The 19,733-nt window shown below is 66.6% G+C and carries 14 protein-coding genes; 7 read left to right on the plus strand and 7 right to left on the minus strand.

Annotated features, from left to right (window positions below; translation table 11 throughout):
* Positions 1-1,010: 1,010 nt before the first annotated feature.
* Positions 1,011-3,185, minus strand: a complete 2,175-nt coding sequence (gene dinG, locus IAE24_RS03110; protein ID WP_141833097.1) for an ATP-dependent DNA helicase DinG — start codon at positions 3,183-3,185, stop codon at positions 1,011-1,013.
* 800 nt (positions 3,186-3,985) lie between these two features.
* Between dinG and IAE24_RS03120 the strand changes: the two genes are divergently transcribed.
* The 5 genes from IAE24_RS03120 to IAE24_RS03140 all read left to right on the plus strand — a co-directional run bounded on the left by IAE24_RS03120 (position 3,986) and on the right by IAE24_RS03140 (position 12,045).
* Complete coding sequence (locus tag IAE24_RS03120) at positions 3,986-5,134, plus strand: efflux RND transporter periplasmic adaptor subunit (RefSeq protein ID WP_013799937.1); 1,149 nt, start codon at positions 3,986-3,988, stop codon at positions 5,132-5,134.
* A 21-nt stretch (positions 5,135-5,155) separates the two neighbouring features.
* Complete coding sequence (locus tag IAE24_RS03125) at positions 5,156-8,269, plus strand: efflux RND transporter permease subunit (protein WP_199958649.1); 3,114 nt, start codon at positions 5,156-5,158, stop codon at positions 8,267-8,269.
* Complete coding sequence (locus IAE24_RS03130; protein ID WP_199958648.1) at positions 8,256-9,704, plus strand: TolC family protein; 1,449 nt, start codon at positions 8,256-8,258, stop codon at positions 9,702-9,704. The genes IAE24_RS03125 and IAE24_RS03130 overlap by 14 nt, the downstream gene beginning before the upstream one ends.
* A gap of 231 nt (positions 9,705-9,935) precedes the next feature.
* Entirely contained in the window at positions 9,936-10,640 is a 705-nt protein-coding gene (locus tag IAE24_RS03135; protein WP_017407046.1) for a response regulator transcription factor, read from the plus strand.
* A 4-nt stretch (positions 10,641-10,644) separates the two neighbouring features.
* A complete protein-coding gene (locus IAE24_RS03140) occupies positions 10,645-12,045 on the plus strand; it encodes a sensor histidine kinase (RefSeq protein ID WP_013799933.1) in 1,401 nt (466 codons plus the stop codon).
* Positions 12,046-12,052: 7 nt separating this feature from the next.
* Here IAE24_RS03140 and IAE24_RS03145 read toward each other — a convergent pair whose 3' ends face one another.
* The 3 genes from IAE24_RS03145 to IAE24_RS03155 all read right to left on the minus strand — a co-directional run bounded on the left by IAE24_RS03145 (position 12,053) and on the right by IAE24_RS03155 (position 14,028).
* Positions 12,053-12,451, minus strand: coding sequence for a YkgJ family cysteine cluster protein (locus tag IAE24_RS03145; RefSeq protein ID WP_013799932.1), 399 nt, complete (start codon positions 12,449-12,451; stop codon positions 12,053-12,055).
* Between the two features lie 129 nt (positions 12,452-12,580).
* Complete coding sequence (locus IAE24_RS03150; protein WP_012201953.1) at positions 12,581-13,045, minus strand: MaoC family dehydratase; 465 nt, start codon at positions 13,043-13,045, stop codon at positions 12,581-12,583.
* A gap of 11 nt (positions 13,046-13,056) precedes the next feature.
* Positions 13,057-14,028 (minus strand): tripartite tricarboxylate transporter substrate binding protein, encoded by a 972-nt coding sequence (locus tag IAE24_RS03155; RefSeq protein ID WP_071953969.1) that lies wholly within the window; start codon positions 14,026-14,028, stop codon positions 13,057-13,059.
* A 126-nt stretch (positions 14,029-14,154) separates the two neighbouring features.
* Between IAE24_RS03155 and IAE24_RS03160 the strand changes: the two genes are divergently transcribed.
* Together IAE24_RS03160 and IAE24_RS03165 are read left to right on the plus strand one after the other, a co-directional pair.
* Positions 14,155-15,075, plus strand: coding sequence for a LysR family transcriptional regulator (locus IAE24_RS03160; protein ID WP_180318437.1), 921 nt, complete (start codon positions 14,155-14,157; stop codon positions 15,073-15,075).
* A gap of 133 nt (positions 15,076-15,208) precedes the next feature.
* Positions 15,209-16,333, plus strand: a complete 1,125-nt coding sequence (locus IAE24_RS03165; protein WP_233626074.1) for a CaiB/BaiF CoA transferase family protein — start codon at positions 15,209-15,211, stop codon at positions 16,331-16,333.
* A 119-nt stretch (positions 16,334-16,452) separates the two neighbouring features.
* Here the strand turns inward: IAE24_RS03165 and IAE24_RS03170 are convergent, their stop codons facing one another.
* The 3 genes from IAE24_RS03170 to IAE24_RS03180 are packed head-to-tail and all read right to left on the minus strand — an operon-like array spanning position 16,453 to position 19,725.
* Positions 16,453-17,430, minus strand: coding sequence for a biotin-dependent carboxyltransferase family protein (locus IAE24_RS03170; RefSeq protein ID WP_199958646.1), 978 nt, complete (start codon positions 17,428-17,430; stop codon positions 16,453-16,455).
* Positions 17,420-18,331 (minus strand): 5-oxoprolinase subunit B family protein, encoded by a 912-nt coding sequence (locus tag IAE24_RS03175; RefSeq protein WP_012201948.1) that lies wholly within the window; start codon positions 18,329-18,331, stop codon positions 17,420-17,422. The genes IAE24_RS03170 and IAE24_RS03175 overlap by 11 nt, the downstream gene beginning before the upstream one ends.
* Complete coding sequence (locus IAE24_RS03180; protein WP_199958645.1) at positions 18,328-19,725, minus strand: acetyl-CoA carboxylase biotin carboxylase subunit; 1,398 nt, start codon at positions 19,723-19,725, stop codon at positions 18,328-18,330. The genes IAE24_RS03175 and IAE24_RS03180 overlap by 4 nt, the downstream gene beginning before the upstream one ends.
* Positions 19,726-19,733: the final 8 nt, after the last annotated feature.

A 19,733-nucleotide genomic window follows, 5' to 3' on the forward strand; every position in this document is an offset into this window, starting at 1 on the left:
AACGGGCAAACTATCCCCGTTCAGGAGACACCGGGAACAGGGCTTTGATCACATGTTTTTCAATCAGGCAAGACATTGTTTTTTTTGAGGAATAGTGAGTTATCCACAGAGATGTCATGCCTCTACTACTACGACTATTCTTTATAAGAAGATCAAAGAACAACCGAAGGCGAAGTCACGCGGGAAGCGAAGGCCGAACGGTTTTTCAAAAAAACAGACGTGCCAGGTTGTCTGGAGCCTGGGCATGTCCAGACGAGGGACTGCTCCAGCGAAATTGGCGCGCCTGTGTTCAAAAAAATTCCGGATCGGTTCGCGCGCCATGGCCGTATGCACGAAGACGCACGAAGACAAGACTTCCTCGCGGCCTCGCAGGAACGCTGTGGAACGGGCGCTTTTCCACAACGGGCTGTGCACTGGACGTGGAAGACTTCAGGAAAACGCGGTTTGCCAGGTGGACGCAAGCGGATGCGCCAGAGGCAGTGTTCGGCCATTCAAAAAAATTCAACCCCTTGTTGCCGGCCTGCAAGAGGACTGCGCATCCAGATCAGGAGCAGCAGATCCAGTCCAGGCAAGGGCAATCACGAAAAGTGATGGCTGCTGGCGCACCAGGGCAAGAGGACGTGAATCAGCCCGAGCGCTTCAGCGGCCTGCAGAGGACCGTGGAGGCTTGGCAGCTGTCAGGCCCTGGGTTGCCCGCGCCAGCGCGTCCTGGGCGTTCCACAGGCCTGTTGGAGGGATCTGTTGGCGGGTATGGCCGGGCCGGGGAGCAGGCACGGTCTGCGAGATCCAGCGGTATCCAGCGGGATCCGGGACCGTGCTGCAGAGGGCATGTAGGGAGATGCGGGAGCCGGGAAATACGGTTGCCCACAGGCTGTGTGCAAGTGGCCTGTGGGCAATCGGCAAGCTCGCTGATTGAAAAAATCAGCCGTGATCAATGACTTGTGTATGCAAGGGAATGCAGTGGCGACAGGGCGCGGCCTGTTTTTCGCATGCTTTCCACAGGGTCCGGCTCAGCGTGCCGGGCGGCGCTGCAAGGCAAAGGGCGGCAGGCCCTTGAGCAGCTGCTGGCCATAGCTGGTGTTCACCAGGCGCCGGTCATAGCAATACACATGGGCCTGGTCTTCCTCGGTGCGTATGGCGCGGCCCACCCACTGGGCCAGGCGGATCGCCGTGGCCGGCACCACCAGCTCATTGAAGGGGTTGCGGCCGCTGCTGCGCAGCCATTCGGCTCGGGCCTCGCCCACGGGGTCATCGGGCGGGGCAAAGGGCAGCTTGGTGATGAACAGGGACTCGCACAGCGCGCCGGGCAGGTCCAGGCCCTCGCCGAAGGACTGCATGCCGAAGATGATGGACGGCTCGCCCATCTCCACGGCATCGCGGTGGCGGGCCAGCAGCAGGGCGCGGGGCATGGCCGTCTGCACCAGCACCTGCGAGCGCATGGCCGTGGACAGCGCATCGACCGCCAGGCGCATCTGCTCGCGCGAGGTGAACAGCACCAGGGCGCCGGCCTGCACGCGGGACAGGTCGCCCAGCAGCGCGTCCACCATCTCCTGGGTGAAGCGGGCGGCCTCCTTGGGGTCGGCCACGGTTTCGCGCGCCACCAGGGTGCCCTGGCGCGCGTAGTCGAAGGGGCTGGGCACTTCCAGCGTGGTCACGGCCGCATCGTCGTGCAGGCCTGCCTCGCGCAAAAAGAAGTCGAATTGTCCACAGCTGGTCAGGGTGGCCGACGTGAGCACGGCACCGCGCACCTGGGACCACAGATGGTGGCGCAGCGTGGCACCGGGCAGGATGGGGCTGGCATGGGCCTTGACCACGATGTACTCGCCATCTGTCTCCAACGTAAACCATTTGGCATTGGGAACGCGGCTACTGTCGTCATCCTGCGCTGGCTGTTGCATCAGCAGCTGGGCCGTGTCATAGACGGATTCCAGGCGGGGAGCCAGTGCGCCAACCTGTGCATAAGCTGTAGACAGCCTGCGTGCTTCCTCTGGATTGTCCTTGATGGCGGCGCGCAGTGCCTTGGAGATGGCGCGCAGCGCATCCAGAAAGCTGTTGGCATGGTGGGCGGCCTTGCCCAGAGGCTCCAGCAGGGGCTCGGGCAGCATGCCTCGCGGTGCGCGCACCCGCGCCGGCCCCCAGCTGTCCTTTTGTGACTTGAGCGTATCGCCGTACAGCTCCATCACCAGGCGCGCCAGTTCCTGCAGCTGCTGGCGCAGCTGGCTGGCATGGGCTGGAAGGTCTGCCAGCTCTTCGACCTCGACCATAGTGTTCACGCGCAGGGCACGGCTGGTCAGCTTGTCTATCCAGCCCAGGCGGCTCAGGTCCATCTCGCCGGCGAATTGGCCCAGCGCCGTGGCGGGCAGATGGTGGGCTTCGTCCAGCACCAGCAGGCAGTTGTCCAGCTCGGGCAGCAGCCGCGCACCCAGGGAGGACAGCAGCAGATCGTGGTTGGCCACGATGACCTGGGCGGCCACCAGGTCCTTGCGGCGCTCGTAATAGACGCAGTTGCTGAAGGCCGGACAGTGCTTGCCGGTGCAGGACGAGGATTCGGCCGCCACGGGGCTCCAGGCCTCGGCCTCGGGCGGGGTCTCCAGAGAGTCGCGGTCGCCGTCCCAGGCCTGGGACGCCAGCGCGTTGGCCATGCTTTTGTAGAACTGCATGCGCGCCTCCAGCTCCTGGGCCGGGCGTGCCACGCGGCTTTGGGCCTGCGCCTTTTCTTCGGCGAACAGATCGTCCAGATCCTCGTCCTGGGCCTCGCCGGTGCTGGCCAGCCGCTCCAGCTTGAGCTTGCAGACAAAGCGGCCCCGCCCCTTGGCCAACGCGAATTTGAAGGGCTGCTCCAGCTGCTGGGCCAGCGCGGGCAGATCCTTGTTCACCAGCTGTTCCTGCAGGGCGACGGTGGCCGTGGAAATCAGCACCCGGGTGCCGCGCGCCAGCGCCATCGAAATGGCGGGAATGCTGTACGCCAGCGATTTGCCCACCCCCGTTCCGGCCTGCACCACGGCAATGGACCGGGTGGGCTCCGGTGCGCCCTCATCGATTTTTCCCAGCTGGGCCTGGCTGAAGGTCTGCGCGATCTGGGCCGCCATTTTTCGCTGCCCCTCACGATTTCGGAACCCTGGGATGGCCCCGACCACGTCATCAAAGGATTTCAGGGCCTGATCAGCCCATTTTTTTTCATGCATTTCGGCGTGTTTTGACCAAATGGATCATCTTGGTCCATCTGTTTATAAAGATTCGTACAGTGATATGTATTAAATAAGATGCGAAATCTTATGAAATACAGCGCACAAAGCGCGTTTTTCGTATGCCGTACAGCCTACAAGCTGCCCGTCATATGGATCACTGAACCCGCCAATCGCATGTGTGCACAGGTGGGTATCGGTCACCGGGATGGACATCTGTCCACCGGCTGTTCCTGGATTGTTCCCATGGCTGTTGATGGCCATGCGCGTGGCTGCATCCACAGTCTTGCCCACAGCAGCCAGGGCGTCCGGCCTGTGATCAATCCTGTGTGCATGTTGTTGGCATGCTTGTGGATTGATTGGGTGATTGTCGCCATTCACCGTTGATTTGCAACGGGTTTTTCATGGGTTCAGGTTCCCCGCGATTTCCAGAGGATGGTGGAAGTTGTCACCACTGTGGAAAACAGGGCCTGTGCAGATCTTTGGCTTTGCAGAGCGCGTTTTTCCCCGGGATATCCACAGGTCTGCGGCCGCTGCAGCTGCTGCGGCTTGGGCCTTGGTGCACCGCCAGGCGGCAGGTCCGCGGCGGCGCAGCGGATCGCGCTGGATCTCGAAAAAGCGCAGGCGATCCTGCCGGACCGGCCCCAGGCGCCGGCCCAGGTACGCGAATGTCTTACCAAACGGTAATGAAGGCTTCACGCACGCAGGAAGATGCGTTTTCTAGCATCTGTTTCATCTCAGGAGACAAGGGTCGGCTCGCTGCAGTCCCTGCGCTCCAGGCATGGATTGAAGGGGCAAGAATGATCAAGACATTTGCGGGCCTGCCCAAGGCAGCCCGGTTTCCGGCGGCATCGGCATGCGCTGTCATCGCCGTGGCCTGCCTTGTGGCGGGCTGCGATGCATCCAAGGCATCGGCACAGAACGAACCTGCCGTGCAGGCGCCCGCGCCGGCCGGCGTGGTGCGGGTCAAGCCCGAGTCGCTGAAGATGCTGGACATCGCCGTGGTGGCCGATCCGCAGGGCACGCAAATGGCCTGGGCGCCCGCGCGTGTGGCCTTTGCCGAGGACCGCGTGGCCACTGTCTCGGTGCCGCTGGCCGCGCGCGTGGTGTCGGTTCGTGCCCACGTGGGTGACATCGTCAAGGCCGGCGACGAGCTGGCCACCCTGGTCAGCCCCGAGGCACTGCGTGTGCGCTACGAGGTGGAAGCTGCCCGCAGCGCGCATGACGTGGCAACCGTGGAGGTGCGGCGCCAGCAGACCATGGTGGACAAGGGCGTGGGCGTGGAAGTGGATCTGCGTGCGGCCCAGGCCAAGCTGCGCGAGTCGGCCCAGGAGCTGGCGCGTGCCCAGGGCACGTCGGCGCTGCTGGGGCAAGGCGGCGGCGACCGGCTGGTGCTGCGTGCGCCGCGCGCCGGCGTGGTGGCCGAGCGCAAGGCCGTGGTCGGCGCCTCGGTCGAGCCCAGCGGCGAGCTGTTCCTGATCGGCGATCCCGCCGCCATGAACGTGGTGGCCGATGTCTTTGAAAGCGATCTGCCCGGCATCCGCCTGGGCAGTGCCGTGCAGGTCGATGTGCCGCAGCTGCCCAAGCCCCTGACCGGCACGGTGCGCCACCTGGGCGCCACGCTGGACAAGGAGTCGCGCCGCGCCTCCGTCATCGTGCAGCTCGATGCGCAGAACCCCGTGCTGCGTTCCGGCATGCAGGCGCGCGTGGGCCTGCAGGTCTCCAACGAGCACGAGATGCTGATCCCCGTGACGGCCGTGCTCATCAAGGATGAAAGCCGCAGCATTGTCTTCGTGCAGACCGGCGAGCAGCAGTTCGAGGCCCGCACCGTGGTGCTGGGCCGGCCCTCGCGCGGCATGGTGCCCGTGGTGTCGGGCCTGAAGTCGGGTGAAAAGATCGTCGTGCGCGGTGGCCTGCTGCTCGACGGCGCAGCCAGCCAGCTGCTCTGATCGCGGCCAGGAGACTCATCAATGCTGCGTTCCCTGATAGCGTTTGTGGTGCACCGGCGTCTCGTCGCCCTGTGTGCCACCCTGATCATCGCCATCTATGGCGTGTACTCATACCTGCACACGGCCATCGAGGCCTATCCCGATGTGACCAATGTGCAGGTCGGCGTGATTGCCCAGGCGCCGGGCCTGGCCCCCGAGGAGGTGGAGCGCCAGATCACCCAGCCGCTGGAGCGCGAGCTCAACGGCACGCCGGGCCTGGTGTCGCTGCGCTCGGAGAGCTACTTCGGCCTGGCCATGATCAACCTCGTCTTCAATGACGATGCCGACAGCTTCCATGCGCGCGCCGAGGTGTCGCAGCGCCTGCCCCAGGCCAACCTGCCCGACGGCGTCACGCCCGAGATGGCGCCCGACTACACGCCGCTGGGCAAGATCTTCTACTACCGCCTGAAGAGCGACCGCCACACGCTGGCACAGCTGCGCACCGAGCAGGAATGGCGCGTGGTCCGCACCCTCAAGCAGGTGCAGGGCGTGGCCGACGTGGTCAGCATCGGCGGCTTCGTCAAGGAGTACCACGTCGAGGTGGATCCCGAGAAGCTGTATGCGCTGGGCCTGTCGCTGGAAGACGTGAGCGATGCCCTGTCCAAGTCCAACCGCAACGTGGGCGGCGGCTTGATGCGCCGGGGCGAGCAGTCGCTGATCATCCGCGGCATCGGCCTGCTGCGCACGCCGCAGGAGATCCAGGGCGTGGTCGTGGCCATGCGCGGCAGCGCGCCCGTGACCATTGGCGACGTGGCGCGCGTGGTGCAGTCGCACACGCCGCGCCAGGGCTCGGTGGGCATGGACGATGCCGACGACGTGGTCCAGGGCATCGTGCTGCTCAAGCGCGGCGAGAACCCCTCGGTGGTGCTGGACCAGATCCATGCCAAGGTGGCCGCGCTCAATGACGGCGGCCTGCCCGAGGGCATGCACATGGAGACCAACTACGACCGCTCCGATCTGGTCGGCCACACGCTGGGCACGGTGCAGCACAACCTGCTGTTCGGCGCCACGCTGATCGTGGGCGTGCTGTGGCTGTTCCTGCGCAGCCTGCGCGGCTCGCTGATCGTGGCCACGGTGATCCCGCTGTCGCTGCTGGTGGCCTTCATCGGCCTGCACCTGCTGGGCATGCCGGCCAACCTGATCTCCATGGGCGCCATCGACTTCGGCATCATGGTGGACGGCGCCGTGGTGCTGGCCGAGAACATCATCCGCAACGCCCGCCTGCGCAAGCCGCAGACGCAGGCGGACATGCGCCACATCATCATCGACTCGGCCGTGGCCGTGGCCAAGCCCACGCTGTTCGCCATGGCCATCGTGATCGCGGCGCTGATCCCCGTGTTCTCGCTGGAAAGCATCGAGGGCCGCATCTTCCGTCCGCTGGCCATGACCTACAGCTTCGCGCTGCTGGGCGCCCTGGTCTTCGCCATGGGCCTGGTGCCGGCGCTGTGCGCGCTGTTCCTCAAGCCCCAGCACGTGATGGTGGAAGAGCCCAAGATCTTCGACCGCGCGCACCACGGCTACCAGCACTGGATCGGCACCCTGCTGGGTGCCGGGCGCCGCCGCGTCATCGTCATCGTCGGCTCGCTCGCCATCCTGGTGGCGGCCGGCCTGTCGGCGGCCTGGCTGGGCACGGAATTCCTGCCCGAGCTCGATGAAGGCGATGCCTATGTGCTGGTGCAGATGCCGGCATCGATCTCGCTGGAAAAGGGCCAGGAAGTGCTGCGCGACGTGCGCCTGCGCCTGAAGACCTTCCCCGAGGTGATCACCGTCACCACCGAGCAGGGCCGGCCCGAGTCCGGCACCGACAACGAGACGCTGAACCTGGCCAAGGTGCTGGTGCGCCTGAAGGGCCACGGCGAATGGCGCAAGGGCCTGACCAAGCCCCAGCTCATCGAGCAGATGCGCGCCACGCTGGGCGAGATTCCGGGCGTGTCGTTCAACTTCGCCCAGCCCATCCGCGACAGCGTGGAGGAATCGACGTCCGGCGCGCGCGGCCAGGTGGTGCTCAAGGTCTTCGGCCCCGACATTCCGCAGCTGCGCGCCATCCTGCAGCAGACCGTGGACCTGGTGAAGGACATCGACGGCGTGGTCGATCTGGGCCTGTACCGCGATGCGCCTGCACCCCAGGTCCACGTGGAGTTCGACCGCCAGTCGCTGGCGCGCCAGGGCATTGCCATGGAGACCGCGCAAAAGACGCTGGAGGCGGCGCTGGCCGGCAACATCTCCACCACGCTGTGGGAGGGCGAGTACCCCGTGCCCGTGCGCGTGCGCCTGCCCTATGTGGACCGCATGGATGAGGAGCGCATCCGCAACATCGCCATCCCCCTGCCCAATGGCGCTGCGGGCGGCTCGGTGCCGCTGCATTCGGTGGGCCAGGTCGCCATCAAGATCGGCAACTCCTCCATCTTCCGCGAAGGCAATGCGCGCTACATGGCGCTCAAGTTCAACGTGGAAGGCCGCGACATCGGCTCCGTGGTCAAGGACACGCTGGCCACGTTCAAGAAGAACGTGAAGATCCCCGAGGGCTACCAGGCCGTCTGGGGCGGCGAGTGGGAGAACCAGCAGCGCGCGGCCGCACGCCTGAAGATCGTGGTGCCGCTGTCGCTGATCATCGTCTACGCCCTGCTGTTCGGCGCGCTGGGCCAGGCGCGCAGCGCCGGCATCATCTTGCTGTGCGCGCCCTTCACCATGGTGGGCGGCATCGCGGCCCTGCACTTTGCGGGCATCGAGCTGTCCATCAGCGCGGCCATCGGCTTCATCGCGCTGCTGGGACAGGTGGCGCTGGCCGGCCTGCTGGTGATCTCGGCCGTGGAGGAATTGCGACGGCAGGGCATGCCCATGATGCAGGCCCTGGTCGAGGGCGCTGCCGAACGCATGCGCTCCATTGTGCTCGTGGCGCTGCTGGCGCTGCTGGGCCTGCTGCCCATGGCGCTGTCCACGGGCGTGGGCAGCGAGACGCAAAAGCCCTTCGCCTCCGTGATCGTGGGCGGCATGGTGGTGCTGCCCCTGGTGGCCCTGGTGCTGCTGCCCGTGCTCTATGCGCTGCTGGGCCCCAAGAACATGTTGACGCAGGAAGAACTCGATGAAAAAGAGTGATAGCCCCCTGAGCGGCTTCGCCGCTTCCCCCTCTCGCTTCGCGGGGGGGACGACGCCCTCGCCGCGAGGCGGCTCTTGCTCGGCGTCCCTGGCTTTTGGTCGCGCCGGTTTTGCAGGCAGCGCCCGTTATCGGGCCCTGTTTGTGGCTGTGGCGCTGTGCTGGGGGGCGGGTTCTGCGCTTGCGCAGCAGGCTGTACCCGCTGTGCCCGCTGTACCGGGCGGGACGGCTGTGCCGGCCATCACTGCGGCGCCTGCCTCCGAGGTGGCTCCGGCGGCGGCGCCGCAGCAGCCGGTGGGGATGCAGGAGTATCTGCAGATGGTGGTGCGCAACCAGCCCCAGCTGGCGGCGCAGCGGCTGCAGATCGGGATTGCGCAGGCGGACAGCCGCACGGCGGCGGCGTTTCCCAATCCCACGGCGTCGCACAGCAGCAAGCCGGGCGAGAAGCAGTGGGGCATAGAGCAGCCGCTGCCCATCTTCGGCCAGCGGCGTTTGCGCATGGAGAACGCGCGCAAGGGCGAGACGGCGGCGCGTGCCAATGTCGAGGTGGCCGTGGCCACCACGCTCAACGATGCAGCCACGGCCTTCATCGACCTGCTGATGACGCAGCAGCGCCTGAAGGTCTGGGAAGAGGCGCAGGAGTCGCTGAACGGCGCAGGCAATATCGTGCGCGGCCAGATCGAGGCCGGTGCGCGCAGCCGCTATGACGGCGCGCGCCTGAGCCTGCAGCAGGCCCAGATGGCCATGCAGGTCAGCCAGGCCCAGTCGGACTGGCAGGACGCCGCCTCGCACGCCGCCGCCCTGGCCGCCCTGCCCCAATGGGCGCCGCGCGCCACGGGCAGCCTGCAGGCCGTGCCCGTGGGCCAGCTGCTGCACGAGCAGGAGCTTTGGGAGGCCGCGCGCCTGCGCCTGCCGGCCCTGGTCGCTGCCCAGGCCGAGCTGGACCAGTTGCGCCACAAGGTCGAGCTGGAACGCCGCGAAGCCCTGCCCACGCCCAGCGTGAGCGTGGCGCGCGTGCGCAACCGGCTTGACGGCAACTACAACCAGATCGGCGTGTCGGTGGAGCTGCCGCTGTTCGATCGCCGCGAAGGCCCCATCGCCCGAGCCCAGGTGGAGGCCGAACAGGCCCAGCTGCGCTACGACGCCGCGCTGATCGAGGCGCGTACCGAGCTGCAGCGCGCCATCAAGCAGCTGAAGCTGCGCCGCGATGCCGTGCGCGCCTACGAAAAGCAGGGCCTGGCGCAGATCGCGCCGCTCAACCAGATGGCCCAGGATGCCTACAAGCTGGGCCAGGGCTCCATCCTGGAGCTGATCGATTCGCTGGGCTCCATCAACGAGCACCGCCTGGAGCACCTGGACCTGGTCAAGGAAATGATGCTGGCCGAGTGGCAGGTGCGCGTGGCCAGCGGCGATCTGCCGATGTGGGCAGCGCCCTGAGGCGCTTGACGCCCTTCCCCTCCTGCTGTGCGGGAGGGGCGGTCGGACCCTGGGTGGCACCCCGCGGTGTGCCTGGTCCGGATCACGCCAGTTTCATGCGGTGCGATGCCGCGCAGCGCAGCCCAAGGCTGAAAAGAGGTGGTAAACATGCCGGCACCCCCACCGATATCGGCGGAGTCTGGCGCGCCGTATAGTGTCTGCCTCAGTTTCGAGTCAGGCCCTGCCGCCCGCATGTACCGCTATCTCATCATCGAAGACGACGCGCTGAACGCGCGCTACATCGCCGAAGGCCTGCGCCAGCAGGGCGCGCAGGTGGCGGTGTGCAGCGATGGTGTGCAGGGCATCGCCATGGCCGTGGGCGAGAGCTGGGATGTGATCATCCTCGACCGCATGCTGCCCAACGGTTTCGACGGCCTGCAGATCCTGCAGACGCTGCGCTCCATGGGCAAGCAGACGCCGGTGCTGGTGCTCAGCGCCCTGTCGGCCACGGACGAGCGCGTGCGCGGCCTCAAGGCCGGCTGCGACGACTACCTGACCAAGCCCTTTGCCTTCTCCGAACTCTCGGCGCGCCTGGAGGCCCTGGTGCGCCGCGCCCAGATCCCGGCCCCCGCGCGCGAGATGCGCCTGGCCGACCTGCGGCTGAACCTGCTCACGCGCAGCGCCGAGCGTGCAGGCCAGCCGCTGGCCCTGCAGCCGCGCGAGTTCCGCCTGCTGGCCTTTCTGATGCAGCATGCGCACCAGATCGTCACGCGCACCATGCTGCTGGAGTCGGTGTGGGACTACCGGTTCGACCCGCAGACCAATGTCATCGACGTGCACATCAGCCGCCTGCGCGGCAAGGTGGACAAGGGCTTCGAGCCCGCGCTGATCCACACCGTGCGCGGCGTGGGCTACAGCCTGTCGGACCGGCCGCAGGACCTGCCGCAGGTGGCCTGATCCGATGTCGCTGGCCAAGCCCTGGAGCTCCACGGCCTTCCGGCTGGCGCTGACCTACGGCGTGCTGCTGGTGCTGACCATGTCCATCGTGCTGTCGGTGTTCTACGTGCAGACCGTGGGCGTGCTGCGCATGCGCATGGACCGGCAGGCCGAGAACCACATGCGCCGCCTGGTCGAGCACCGCGACAAGTACGGCGAGCCCGCGCTGGAGGCCGAGATCCAGCAGACCCTGCTGGACGGCGTCAACACCGATACCGAAATCCTCATCCTCATGGATGGCGACGGCAATCCCATCATCGGCAACGCCGACGTGGTGCCCGCACGCCGCCTGACGGAGATGGGCGTGCGCGATCTCAAGGTGCGGCGCAACGGCCGCATCATCGCGGGCCGCGTGGCCGTGGCCCAGCTGTCCGACGGCAAGCTGCTGGCCGTGGGCAGCGACATGCAGGTGCAAAGCGATGTGGAGGAGCTGTTCGGCCGCGCAAGCCTGCTGGCCGGCCTGGTGGCCCTGGGCATGGCCGTGCTGGGCGCCGGGGCCTTCCGGCGCGTGGTGGAAGAGCGTGCCGCCGACATCCGCAGCACCATGGCGCGCGTGGCCACGGGTGATCTGCGCCAGCGCATTCCGGTCACGCGCCGCGACGATGAGTTCACGCTGCTCAACCGCGACATCAACACCATGCTGGACCGGCTGGAACTGCTGATGGACGGCATACGCCATGTCTCCAACACCATCGCCCACAACCTGCGCACGCCGCTGACGCGCATCCTGCTGCGCCTGCGCAATGCTCAGCAGGCCACGCCCGAGGAAAAGAACGAGACGCTGGCGCTGGTGGCCCAGGAAGTGGCCGAGCTGGGCGTGGTCTTCGACAAGCTGCTGCAGATCGCCGAAGTGGAAAGCGGCGCCAGCCGCAAGAACTTCGCGCCCGTGGACCTGCGTGCCCTGCTGGTCGACGTGGTGGAGTTCTACGAACCGCTGGTCGAGGACGCAGGCGGCGTGCTGCGCCTGGAGGTCGAGGGCACGCCCATGGCGCTGGGTGACGGCGACCTGCTGGCCAGCGCCGTGGCCAACCTCGTGGACAACGCCATCAAGTACGGATCACTGCCCGACAGCGACCACGGCGCCGACATGCTGCTGCGCGCGGGCGTGGCCCACGAGCACGGCATGGACGGCGGCGCCTGGGGCGTGGAAATCATCGTGCAGGACCGCGGCCCCGGCGTTGACGCGCAGACGCGCGAGAAGATGAGCACCCGCTTTTACCGCGCCGAATCGGACCGCGAAGGCTATGGCCTGGGCCTGGCCAGCGTGCTGGCCATCGTGCAGCTGCACGGCGGCAAGCTGGGCTTCGAGAACATGCATCCGGGCCTGCAGGCAAGGATCTGGCTGCCCGGGTTGCCCACGGCCTGAAGCCGTTTCAGCGGTCCTTGTGACCGTAGGCGCAAAAGCCGGGCTTGGGCCCCTTCTTGGGGTGCAGGCGACAGGTTTCGGGCCGCTTGTCGTATACCGTGCAGCGCCGCGACTTGGCATCCAGGAAATTGCAGTCCCCGCTGGCGCGCCGCGCCATGGTGAAGATGTTGTGCTTGGGGTTGTAGTGGTCGATCAGCCGCATCTTCATCAGCCGCTTGGCGATGAGCTTGGGCTCCACGTTGTCCACCTCGAACGGATCCACCAGCTCCAGCCGCACCAGATCGGGCAGCTGCACCTCCAGCGGCATGGTGCAGCAGTTGGCCGCACAGCTGTCGCACATGCCGGGCTTGTATTTGCTCCAGGAGTCGAGGCGGTCGACGTCGACGATGCTGATGGGGGATCTCATGGTGGGGGATGGGCGTGTGCAGGGCCGCTATTTTTCGCCAGAAAGCCCGGCGGCGGTTGCCGCGCCGGCGTAGCCAAGCGACGGGGCGGGTCTTTGGGAGACGCTGCCCCTGCATCCATCCCCTGGCCTTCAGGCCGGCCGCTTCCTCAACAGGTATTTCTGAAACCCGTCGGATACCCGCTCGTCGCGCTGGTTCAGCACCTCGGTGGCCAGGGTCAGCACGCCAGTGGTGTTGCCGGGCTTGAGCTCGGACACCGTCAGCGTGCAGTACAGCGTGTCGCCCACATAGACGGGGGCCAGGAAGCGGCTGCCCTGCTCCAGAAAGCCCTTGAGCGATTCCTCGACCATGTGCGGGAACAGGCCGGCGCCTGCCGCCGTCTGTATGGCCACCTGGTAGCCGTGGGCCAGCATATGGGGCATGCCGCGCGCGCGGCAGTACTCCACGTCGTAGTGCACGGGATGGTTGTCGCCGCTGGCCAGCTGGAAGGCGGCGAACAGGGCATCGGTCATGGTGCGCGAGGGCAGGGCGAAGACCTCGCCCAGCGCGAAGTCTTCAAAGTAGCGCTGGGCGCACAGGGATGGGTGGCGTGGCATGGCGACTCTCCTCAGTTCGCGCTCATGTGGGCGGCGCGGGCGACCTTGCCCCATTTGTCCAGTTCCTGCTTGAGGAAGGTGGCCAGCGCCTGGGGGCGCGGCTGCTTTTCCAGCACCAGGCCCATGTCGTAGGCCTTTTTCTGCAGCCCGGCATCGTCCACCGTGGCCTGCAGGCTGGACTGCAGGCGGGCAATCAGCGCTGGCGGCGTGCCTGCGGGGGCGAACACGGCGTTCCAGGTATAGGCCTCGTAGCCGGGCACCTGCTCGGCAATGGCAGGCGTGTCGGGTGTCTGCGGCAGGCGCTGGGCCATGGTGGTGGCCAGCAGGCGCACCGTGCCCGCCTTGACCTGGGCCAGGCCCGTGGGCGCGCTGTCCAGCATGAAGGCCAGGTGCCCGCCGATGAGGTCCTGTATGGCTGGCGCACTGCCCCGGTAGGGCACATGCTGGGCCCGGGTTCCCGCCATCAGGTTCAGCAGCTCCGCACCCAGATGCGGAGCGCTGCCCACGCCCGCCGAGGCATAGTTGACCTGGCCGGGCCGCGCCCGCAGATAGGCCAGGAAATCCGGCAGGCTCTGCACGGGCAGCCGCTTGTCCACCACCAGCACCAGCGGCGCCCTGGCGAGCAGTCCCACGGGCGCGAAGTCTTCCTCCGTGCGGTAGCCCAGCTTGTCGTGGATGTAGGGATTGACGGCATGCGCCACCGTGGTCAGCAGCAGGGTGTAGCCGTCAGGGGCTGCCTTGGCAACCGCCTCCGTGCCCACCAGGGTGCCGGCACCCGTGCGGTTCTCGATCACCACGGGCGTGCCCAGCTTCTGGCTCCAGACATCGGCCATGGCGCGGCCGAAGGTGTCGGTGGGGCCGCCTGCCGCGTAGGGAATCACCAGCTTGATGGGGCGCGCAGGATAGTCCTGCGATGCGGCCGCGCCGGCGGCCAGAAGCAGGGCGGTGAGAAGGGTTTGGCGTCTTGCCGTCTTGAAGTCCATAATTTTCTCCGTTGTCTCCTGGCGCCGACTATAGAAATGCGCGGCCAATGCAGCCAGTCGAATCATTGATAGGGCGGTTAGAAACCGTCTAACACCAAGGAAATGCTCCCGGCGGGCATGTAACGGATGCGATATGAATTGACGGATCTCAGGGTTTTCCTTGCCATTGCCCAGGCCAAAAGCCTCAGCGCAGGCGCGGCTGAAATGCATTTGACGGCGCCATCGGCCAGCTACCGGCTCAAGAATCTGGAGCAGGCCATGGGTGCATCGCTGTTTGAAAGAACGTCCAAAGGCATGGTGCTCACTCCGGCCGGCATGACGGTCAAGAAATACGCCGATTCCATTTTCGGCAGCGTGGACCGCTTGCACGGAGAAATGCAAAGACACATCAACGGAATATCGGGACATATCCGCGTCTTTGCCAACAGCAGCACGCTGACGGGAATTGCGCCTGTGCTCAGCCGCTATCTGGCCCATTATCCGAACGTCAATGTGGACCTGGAGGAGCGCCTGAGCGAAGACACGGTGCGTGCCGTGCTCGACGGCAATGCCGACGTGGGCCTGGTGGCCGGCCAGATCGATCTGCATGGCCTGCATGCCATCACCTATGGCCACGATGAACTGGTGTTTGTGGTGCCCGCTGGCCACCCCTTGGCCGCCAGCAGCAGGGTGCCGCTGGAAACCGCGCTGACCTACGACCTGGTCTCGATCGGCCGCAAGACCAGCAACTTCCTCTACCTCCAAGGCATGGCTTCCAGGCTGGGCATGAATCCCAGGGTACGTGTGCACGCACCAACATTCGAGGCCGTGCTGCAGTGCGTGCAGGAAGGCGTGGGCATTGCGCTGGTGCCACGTTCCATTGCCCGGCCGGCGCTGCAGGCGCGCAGGCTGGCTGCCGTGGGCCTGGACGAGGCCTGGGCGCAGCGCGAGCAGAAGGTGGTCACGCGCGAACCCGAAACCCTGCCCGCCTATGCCCGCGATTTCGTGGCCTATGTGGCGGCCCAGCCTTTGCCCGAGGAAGGCGCCGTGCAGGAATCCCTGCCTTAGAAGATTTGAAATTCCGCTTAGAAAATGCCGACTGGCTGGGTGATGGTCGCACTTCTAGAATGCGGCGAATCGAATATTCGCCTCGTTCAAGAAAATGCAGACACGCCCATTGGATGGTTTGACGGTATTGGCCATGGAACACGCCGTGGCAGGGCCTTTTGCCAGCCGGCAGCTGGCGGACCTGGGGGCCAGGGTCATCAAGCTGGAGCGATTGCCCGATGGGGATTTTGCACGGGTCTATGACGACAAGGTCCATGGTGAATCATCTTTTTTTGTCTGGGCCAATCGGGGAAAGCAAAGCCTGGCTGCGGATATCAAGACCGCCGAGGGGCGGCATATCGTCGGGAAAATACTGGAAAACGCCGATATCCTGATCCAGAACCTGGCCCCGGGTGCCCTGCAGAGAATGGGCATGGATTTCGACAGCCTGCATGAGAAATATCCGCGTCTCATCGTCTGCGATATATCGGGCTATGGCGAGGGCGGACCGCTCAGCGACAGAAAGGCCTACGACCTGCTGATCCAGGCGGCAGCCGGCCTGATCTCGGTCACGGGCACGCCCGACCAGCCCGCGCGCGTGGGCATTTCCATCGCCGACATCGCGGCCGGCATGTATGCCTACTCGGGCATTTTGTCCGCCCTGCTGCAGCGCGCCCGCACGGGCCGGGGCCTGCGCGTGGAGGTGTCCATGCTGGAGGCGCTGGCCGAATGGATGTCCTACCCGCTGAACTTCGCCCACTACGGCGGCACGGCGCCCGCGCGCAGCGGGCTGACCCATCCTTCCATCGCGCCCTATGGCCAGTACACGGCCGGTGACGGCCAGAGCCTGATCTTCGGCCTGCAGAACGACCGCGAATGGCACAGCTTCTGCACCCATGTGCTGCAGCAGCCCGCGCTGGCGCAGGACACGCGCTTTGCCACCAACCTGCAGCGCGTGGCGCACCGCGCGGAACTCGATGCGGTGATCGCATCCGTGCTGGCCCACCTGAGCCGCGAACAGGCCATGCAGCGCCTGGATGCAGGCGGCATCGCCAACGCGCCGCTCAACGACATGCACGCGGTCTGGAACCATCCGCAATTGCAGGCGCGCGAACGCTGGCGCGAGGTGGTCACGCCCACCGGCAGCATCCAGGCCCTGCTGCCCCCGGCCACGCTGTCGGACGCCGAAGCCGCCATGGGCGCCGTGCCCGCGCTGGGCGAGCACACGCAGGCGCTGTGGGAGGAGTTTGGCGGGCAGGCTCGAGGCTGGCTAGAGTGATGCCCGATGGGTCCAGGCGGGCGATGGTGGTTGAACTACGGCACCCATTCCAGAGTGGCGAACTCGACCGCTTCCTTGGTTGTCATCGGCTCTCTTGAGAGGGACGAAGAGGATCGCGCTCAGGCCGCGAGCGCTGCGCGCAAGCGCTCGAGTCTTCGCCGCCGCTCGGCGCGCGCTTCGAGCGCCTGCGCCATATCGACCTCGACAAAGCGTGCCTTGTGGTTTGGCTGCATCTGGGCGATGAGATCCATGTCGGCGCTGATGACGGTGCCCACCATCGCGTAGCCGCCGCCCGAGACCGCGTCGCGGTGCAGGATGATCGGTTCGCGTCCGCCCGGCACCTGGATGGAACCGTACGGGTAGCCCGCATCGACGATGTTCGACGGGTCGTCGCCCGCGCCGAATGGCGGCGTGCGCTCGTGGAACTTCAGCGGCGTGCCGTTCTTGTAGCGGTAGCCGATGCGGTCGGCCTCGGAACCGACGGTCCAGGTGTCGGCAAAGAAGCTTTGCACCGACACCTCCTGCAGTCGGTGAAAGTAGATGCCCGGCAGCACACGCAGGACCACTTCCTTGTCGAGCACCGGCAGCAATGCGGCCTGCACCGTGCGACCCGCGCGGGCGGTGGCGGACGGTACTCCCACGGGCAGTCTGTCGCCGGCCAGCAGCTTGCGTCCGTTGAAGCCGCCGAATGCGCCTAGGCCGTAGGTCGAGCGGCTGCCCAGCACCACCGGCACGTCGATGCCGCCGGCCACGGCAATGCACATGCGCGCGCCGAGCTTCATGAAGTCGAAGCCGAGCCTGTCGCCGGCCTGCACCGCGAATGCGGTATTGCGTGGCACCTCATTGCCGTTGAGCTTGATCTTCGCGTCGGCGCCGGTCACGGCCACCAGCGCGGGCGCGTCGAACTGCAGCTCGGGACCGAGCAGCGTGCTTTCGATGACGGCCGCACCTTCGTCGTTGCCGACCAGCAGGTTTGCGAGCACCAGGCTTTGCTGGTCGAGCGCACCCGACAGCGGAATGCCCAGGTGGTAGTAGCCGGGGCGGCCGGCGTCCTGCACGCTGGTCGCGAGGCCGGGCTTGAGCACTTCAATCGCCATGGAGCACTTTCAGGAGCTGTTGGTTGTAGCCGCCCGGGTCGGCCAGGAAATCGTTGAGCGAGAACGACACTGGTGCGATGCGCAGCGCGTAGGTGCCGGCCTCGACCTGCGCGATCTGGCGGTCGTACTCGGCGCGGTCAATGGGCTTGTACTTGACGATGTCGCCGGGCTGGAAGAACACCATCAGCTCCTTCAGGTAGGACAGCCGTTGCGCCGGGTCGAAGATGGGCGCGGGCGTGACACCGAACATCTGGTAGCCGCCCGCACCACGCACCGAGTAGATGCAGCTGAAGCAACCGCCGTGGCCCAGCGTGAGCCTGGGCGTGTCGGTGCGCGGGCTCAGGTACTTGGGCACCTGGATCTGGCGCTGGCGCTCGACCATCTGGAACAGAAAGGGCAGGCCGGCCACGAAGCCGACCATCGACACGAACCAGGGCGCCGACGAGTGCGCCTCGATGAAGGCCTCGACCGAGACGTGGCCGTTGATGCGCGCCGCGTACTCGATGTCGGTGCCTGACGGGTCCTGGTGCCGCTCGCGAAAGCGCATCAGCGTCTCGTGCGTCCACGGGTCGTTGTAGAGCACGGGAATCTCGACGATGCGCGTCTGCATCTGCAGGTCGGCATCGCCCAGGCCCGCTTCGATGTCTTTGAGCGTGGCGAGCAGTGCGTCGGGCGCGATCGCATCGGGATCGAAGCGCACGAGGTAGGCGGCGTTGGCGGGACAGATCTCGGTCACGCCCGTGATCTCGCCCGCCTGTGCGCGGCGGCGCAGCTCGTTGCAGATCGCCATGCCCTTGAAGAACGCGGGCAGCGACATCTCCTCGCTGATCTCGACGAACAGGTGCTCGTCGCCGCCGAAGCTGTAGCGGGCCTGGGTGGGGAGGGTGCTGGCAGCGGTCATGCGGTCACCTCCGTAAGTGGAGCGGGTGCGTCGGCCAGCGGATTCACCGCCAGCCAGGTTTCGAGAAAGCCCGTGTGGAATGCGGCCTGCGCCACGCCCGCGTCCTCGCACAGTGCGCGGTGCAGCGGGATCGTGGTGTGGATGCCTTCGACCTGCAGCTCGTCGAGCGCGCGCCGCATGCGGGCCAGCGCACCGGCGCGATCGGTGTCGTGCACGATCAGCTTGCCCAGCAGCGAGTCGTAGTACGCCGGCACGGTGCAGCCGGGGAACAGCATGGTGTCGAAGCGCACGCCGGGGCCGCCCGGCACCACGAGCTGTGACACGAGGCCCGGGCTTGGCATGAAGTTCTTCGCGGCGTTCTCGGCGTTGATGCGCACCTCGATGGCCGCGCCGGTCAGCCGGATGTCTTCCTGCTGCAGGCGCAGCGGCTGGCCCAGCGCGATGCGCAGCATCTCCTTCACGAGGTCGATGCCGGTGATCATCTCGGTGATGGGGTGCTCGACCTGGATGCGCGTGTTCATCTCGATGAAGAAGAACTCGCGCGTGTCGTCGTCGTACAGGTATTCGAGCGTGCCCGCGCCGCGGTAGGCCACGGCATGGGCCAGCCGCAGCGCCGATTCGCACAGCGCCGCGCGCGTGGCCTCGCTGATGGCGGCCGAGGGCGCTTCTTCCCACACTTTCTGGCGGCGTCGCTGCAGCGAGCATTCGCGCTCGAAGCAGTGAACCACGCGCTGGCCGTCGCCCAGGATCTGCACCTCGATGTGGCGCGCCTGGCGGATGAAGCGTTCGAGGTATACCTCGCCGTTGCCGAAAGCGGCCTGCGCTTCCGCCGTGGCGGTGGCGAACTGCTGGCGCAGCTCGGCTTCGTCATGCGCCACGCGAATGCCGCGCCCGCCCCCGCCGGCCGAGGCCTTGATCATGATGGGGTAGCCGATGCCCTTTGCCAGCGCGACGGCGGTGTCGGCGTCTGTCACCACGCCCACGCTGCCGGGCACGGTGGGCACGCCGGCCTTCATGGCCGCGGCGCGCGCGGCGGCCTTGTCGCCCATGGTGCGAATCGCGTGCGGCGTCGGGCCGACGAACACCAGGCCCGCGGCCTCGATGCGCTCGGCGAACGCGGCGTTCTCCGACAGGAAACCGTAGCCCGGATGCACCGCGCCGGCGCCGCTGTCGGCTGCCGCTTCAAGAATGGCGTCTACGCTCAGATAGCTCCTGGTGGCATGCGCCGGGCCAATGCGCACGGCTTCGTCGGCCATGCGCACCGCGAGGCCTTGCGCGTCAGCGTCGCTGTAGACGGCGACGGTCTTGAGGCCCAGTTCCTTCGCGGCGCGGATGATGCGCACCGCGATCTCGCCGCGGTTGGCGATGAGCAGTTTGTCGAATGCGGCGGTCATGGTCCGGG

Source organism: Delftia sp. S65, assembly GCF_016516495.1.
Lineage (GTDB): Bacteria > Pseudomonadota > Gammaproteobacteria > Burkholderiales > Burkholderiaceae_C > Comamonas > Comamonas acidovorans.